7 protein-coding genes are annotated in these 4,856 nt (G+C 45.7%); 5 read left to right on the top strand and 2 right to left on the bottom strand.

The window, feature by feature from the left end; genetic code table 11:
• Positions 1-955, bottom strand: a 955-nt coding sequence (locus Q0236_RS00255; RefSeq protein ID WP_297913636.1) for a type IV pilus twitching motility protein PilT, incomplete at its 3' end; no start/stop codon positions are given.
• Between the two features lie 10 nt (positions 956-965).
• Positions 966-1,253: an Asp-tRNA(Asn)/Glu-tRNA(Gln) amidotransferase subunit GatC gene (gatC, locus tag Q0236_RS00250; RefSeq protein ID WP_297913634.1), complete on the bottom strand. Its 288-nt coding sequence runs from the start codon at positions 1,251-1,253 to the stop codon at positions 966-968.
• Between the two features lie 116 nt (positions 1,254-1,369).
• On the opposite strand from gatC, the gene Q0236_RS00245 reads away from it, so the two are divergent.
• Genes Q0236_RS00245 through hisG form a run of 5 tightly spaced genes read left to right on the top strand, consistent with a single transcriptional unit; the run spans position 1,370 to position 4,471 of the window.
• Positions 1,370-1,921, top strand: coding sequence for a hypothetical protein (locus Q0236_RS00245; protein WP_297883045.1), 552 nt, complete (start codon positions 1,370-1,372; stop codon positions 1,919-1,921).
• The gene (locus tag Q0236_RS00240; RefSeq protein WP_297913631.1) at positions 1,921-2,934 is read left to right on the top strand and encodes an L-seryl-tRNA selenium transferase; all 1,014 of its coding nucleotides are present in this window, start codon (positions 1,921-1,923) and stop codon (positions 2,932-2,934) included. The genes Q0236_RS00245 and Q0236_RS00240 overlap by 1 nt, the downstream gene beginning before the upstream one ends.
• On the top strand, positions 2,921-3,256 hold the full coding sequence (locus tag Q0236_RS00235; protein WP_297913628.1) for a hypothetical protein: 336 nt from the start codon (positions 2,921-2,923) through the stop codon (positions 3,254-3,256). The genes Q0236_RS00240 and Q0236_RS00235 overlap by 14 nt, the downstream gene beginning before the upstream one ends.
• Positions 3,243-3,863, top strand: coding sequence for a type III pantothenate kinase (locus Q0236_RS00230; protein WP_297913625.1), 621 nt, complete (start codon positions 3,243-3,245; stop codon positions 3,861-3,863). Before Q0236_RS00235 ends, Q0236_RS00230 begins: the two co-directional genes overlap by 14 nt.
• Positions 3,860-4,471, top strand: a complete 612-nt coding sequence (gene hisG / locus Q0236_RS00225; protein WP_297913622.1) for an ATP phosphoribosyltransferase — start codon at positions 3,860-3,862, stop codon at positions 4,469-4,471. The genes Q0236_RS00230 and hisG overlap by 4 nt, the downstream gene beginning before the upstream one ends.
• Positions 4,472-4,856: the final 385 nt, after the last annotated feature.

The following is a 4,856-nucleotide window of genomic DNA, read 5'->3' as shown; positions in this document are numbered from 1 at the left end:
GCTGATTTAGTTGCATTTGAGAGTAAATTTGATGCACCTTATTTTCGCGGATTAGATTCGCTACGGCGTTGTTATTTAGCAAAATTTCATGGATCGCGATACGTCCGCCGCCAAGCTTTGGCAAAAGTGATTGCGAAATGACCGCGGTAAGTGATACGGAGAGCATATTTCGCACTTGGAGCTGCTCGCCGCCATCAAAGCTATCAATAATACGGTTGATCGTCTGCATCGCGGAGTTGGTGTGTAGCGTACCAAATACCAAGTGACCGGTCTCTGCAGCGGTAATGGCGATCGAGATAGTCTCTCTATCACGCATCTCGCCCACGAGGATAATGTCCGGGTCCTCACGCAAGGCAAATTTTAACGCATTAGCGTAGGAATGGGTATCGGTGCCAATATTTCTGTGAGAGAAAAGCGCTTTTTTATTGGTATGGACGAACTCGACCGGATCTTCAACGGTAATGATGTGCTTGCGCTCTTTTTCGTTGATCTCGTTTAGCATCGCGGCAAGAGTAGTTGATTTACCGCTACCCGTAGGTCCGGTAACCAAAATCATGCCTTTTTCGTGCTTGACTACCTCTTTAAAAATCGTAGGGGCTTTTAAATCGTCCAGGCTAGGAATATCGATAGGAATAATACGAAATGCAGCAGCTAAATCGCCGTTCATAGTGTAGTAGTAGTTACCACGGAAGCGTCCGATATTAGGAAGCTCGATCGCAAAGTCAAGCTCTTTATTTTCCTCGAGCGCACTTTTTTGGGCATCGGTAATGAGCGCGTAGCAGATATACTCGATATCCGTGCCCTTAAGCGGATCCATGGCAAGTGGGCGCAATGTTCCGTCGATACGTATTTGAGGCGCCGAGCGCGAAACTAAGTGAAGGTCGCTCGCTTTGTTAAAAACGACGGTTTTTAGTAGGGTTTCGATATCTACTAAATTTCTTTGAACTTCTTCCATAAAATTCCTTTCAATCGATGATTTTCGGTACTGCGAAGTAGCCGCCTTCGGACTGCGGAGCATGCTTTAAGACGCTTTCTGCGACGTCGCTTTTGCGTGGGATATCTTTGCGAAACGGAGTACCGCCTTTCAGCGTAGTGATAGCCGCCTCGCCGCTTTGCAAATCCAGCTCATTTAGAATTTCTACAAAATCTACGATATTATTTAATTGACCTTTAAATTCTTCTCGCTTAGCATCTGGAATTTTAAGAGCAGATAACCTTTCCAGCTTGCTTAGCAAGGCGTCGTCTATTATCATAACTTTCCTTTTTCTGATAAATGCGACATTATATCATAAAAATTCTTTATCTTAGGCGGTATTTAAAATTTTTTATGCTACAATTACGCCGATTTTCTCAAATAAAGGACTAAATTTTGGCTTTAAAAGACGACATCGAAGGCGTGAAAAAAGAGATCGGCACAGAAGAGCAGTTTCTAGAAAGCGTCATAAAAAGTGAAATTTTCGTAAAAAAATACAAAAAGCCGCTGATATTTTTGGCTGCGGTTTTGATCGTAGCGTTTATCGGATATTACGCAAATGAATTTCTAAGCGATCGCCGCATAGCAAGTGCTAATGCGATCTATGACGAGCTGCTTAACAAGCGCGACGACGCTAAGCTAGCCGAGCTTAAGCAAAAAGATATAAATCTATACGCTCTTTATATTTTGCAAAACGGCTCTGCAGACGAGCGAGCGGCGCTAGAAAATACCCAAGGCATCGATGTTATGCTAAAAGAGATAATAAATCTACAAAACGGCAAACAAGGCGGGGTGCTACTCGCCGATTACGATTCTTTACTCAAAGGCTACGACCTACTAAAAGAGGGCAAAATCGAGCAAGCTCACGCAGAGCTAGATAAAATTCCGCTCAACTCGCCAGTTCGTCAAATCGCACTTGCTTTGAAACACTACGGAGGCAATAAATAATGAAAAAAACGCTGATATTTACGCTTTTACTATCGTTTTTATTTTTAGGCTGCTCGACGAAGCGCCAGTATTTCGAACCTAGCGACGAAAACATCACAGGTGATATGAAATTTAACGGCTCACTGTCGTCGGAAATCGTAGCGGTTAGTAAAGATGGCGCGACGCTAAAAGACGGCGAAGTCATCTCTAAAAACGGATTGGTGAAAAATTTCAAAGTCCTAAAAAGTGAAAAATTTTTAGGTGAATATGACGGAAATTTCGTCGTAACTGACATCAATGGCACGCTTAAAGTAGTTAGTGGCACAGGCGCCGTAAAATTTGAAAAAGCCCTCGGCAGACAAGCGCTCAGTGCAAATATACGCGGCGATGATTTGGCTTTAGTGATGAGCGATGATTCGATCATGCTTATCAAGCTAAGCTCGGGCGCAGTGGTACTCGATCATAAAGTAGGCGATGCATTCGCAATCGATTCGCGCGTAGCGTCACCGCTATTTATCAACCAACTTATCGCTTATCCTGCGTTAGACGGACTAGTCAGCATCGCAGAAAACGTAGGCGGGCGCTCGGCACGCGATTTCGTCGTGAGCAACCAGCCGTTTTTTAACAACATTATCGCCTTAGAAAACAAGGGCGATAACCTTTATGCTGTGACCGCCACTAGGCTAATGCTGGTAAGTCCTGCGGGCAATAAAAACCATAACGTAGACATCAAAGACGTGATTTTTAGCGGCGATAGAATTTATCTTTTATTAAAAGACGGCAGAGTCGAGCTACTAGATCGCGGGCTAAATTTGATCAAATCGCGCAAATTCACATTCGCACAATTTAGTGGCGCGCTGCTTAGCGGCGGCTATCTGTATATCATCGAGCGCAACGGCTACGTCATCCGCACCGATGAAAATTTAGAAGGCCAGGCGATCTACGAGCTAAATGGCGAACTCGAGGATAAGTCCTTTATCGCGGGCACGTCCTTTTACTACGACGATAAAATTTTAAATTTTGATGCTAGATAAAATTTCAAAACTCTGCGTTCGCGAAGGGCTCCTGCTTCAAAAATTTCAAACGCTAGATATCGCGAGTTTCACGCGCTCGCGCTCATACGGCGCGTATTTCGGCGTGGATCTGAAAAGTTACAACGTTCTTTTATTTATGCGCGACGCAAAATCTCGCTTTGTGATGCGCGACGCGGAATTTCTACTCTCGCTCACAAGCGACATTAGTGCAAGCCTAGGCAAGGTCGTGAAAAAGCGCGTGCTGTTTTACAACTCGCAAATGTGCTCCAAAAGCGCGAAATTTTTAAAAGAAAACGGATTTAGCCTCTATGCTTTTGTGTGACATAGGAAATTCCAGGGTTAAATTTTATAAAGGCGGCGTAACGCAAAGCATGCCCATAGCGGAATTTATGCGGTACGAGCCGAAAGAGCGAATTTTTTTCATTAGCGTAAACGATAGCGTGAAAAAAAAGCTGAAAAACCCTCTGTTTGTCGATCTGGCGCCGCACTTTGAGCTAAAAACCGCCTACCGCGGGCTCGGGATCGACCGCATAGCGGCGTGCTCCGCGGTAGCGACGGGCATCGTCGTCGATGCGGGCAGCGCGATCACCGTGGATTTGATGTTTAGAGGCTCGCATTTAGGCGGATTTATAATGCCCGGCATTAGCACGCTTTTAAAGTCGTTCGCGAGCATCGCGCCGGTGCTGGACGTGACGCTTTCAACCAATATCGATCTGGATCCGCTGCCGCAAAAGACCGTAAGTGCCGTAAACTACGGGATTTTAAAGCCGATCGTGCTTACGATCGAAAACATCGCGGGCAATAATAAAATTTACTTCACGGGCGGCGACGGAGCCTATCTGATGCGGTATTTTCGCAACTCAATCTACGAAAAGGATCTGATCTTCAAATCGATGGTAAGCTTGATCGCAAAAAAGGGGCTCGCATGATAACCATAGCGCTACCGAAAGGCCGCATAGCCGACGACACGCTTAAAATTTTTAAAACCATCTTCGGGCTTGATTTCGCCTTTGAGGATCGCAAACTCATAATGCAAGAGGGCGATTTTAAATTCCTCTACGTCCGCAACCAAGATATCCCTACTTACGTTATGGGCGGTGCGGCGGATATCGGCGTAGTGGGGCTTGACGTGCTTGAGGAGCACCGCCCGGACGTACTTACGCTGCTCGATCTTAAAATCGGAAAATGCCGCGTCTGCGTGGGCGTACATGCGGGCACTCATCTAAACTACGGCGCTCCGAGCCTAAAAATCGCTACGAAAATGCCCAACATCACTCGCGAATACTTCGCCTCCAAGGCCGTCGCCGTAAATATCATCAAACTCTACGGCTCGATCGAGCTCGCCCCGCTCATAGGGCTTGCCGACGCTATCGTCGATGTCGTGGAGACCGGCGCTACGATGAAACAAAACGGGTTGCAGCCCGCAGAAACCATAATGCAAAGCTCCGCGCACCTCATCGCCAACAAAAACAGCTTCGTGCTAAAACGCGATGAAATTTTAAACCTGCGAGATAAACTAGCCCGCGCGATCGCCTAACGCTCGCTTGCCCGCCGCACGGTATTTGCGACCGGCGCGGCATATTTTGCGTGAGTAATCATCATCGCCTTGGCGTGCTGTCGTTTAAAAAACCTCTGCTACGTATAAAAATTACGGCGCCAACCGCACCGATTAAATTTAAACCAACCTGCGAATTTGATTTATCAAGAAGTGGAGGCACTTTACCTAGCCATACAGCGCCATACAGCGTAAAATTTTAAAATTCTGTCGCTACAAATTTTAAAATTTAGCCTAAATTTACAGCTCGCGAAATTTCAAAATACAAAACTCCACGGCGCAGAATTTCAAAATTCTAAAATCCCGCTTCACAATTTCACGTCGTAAAATTTAAAATTCTCGCGAACTCTAAATTTGAGCTCAAATT

The sequence above is a fragment of the uncultured Campylobacter sp. genome, assembly GCF_938031315.1.
Lineage (GTDB): Bacteria > Campylobacterota > Campylobacteria > Campylobacterales > Campylobacteraceae > Campylobacter_B.
This window is presented reverse-complemented; position numbering and strand designations above follow the sequence as displayed.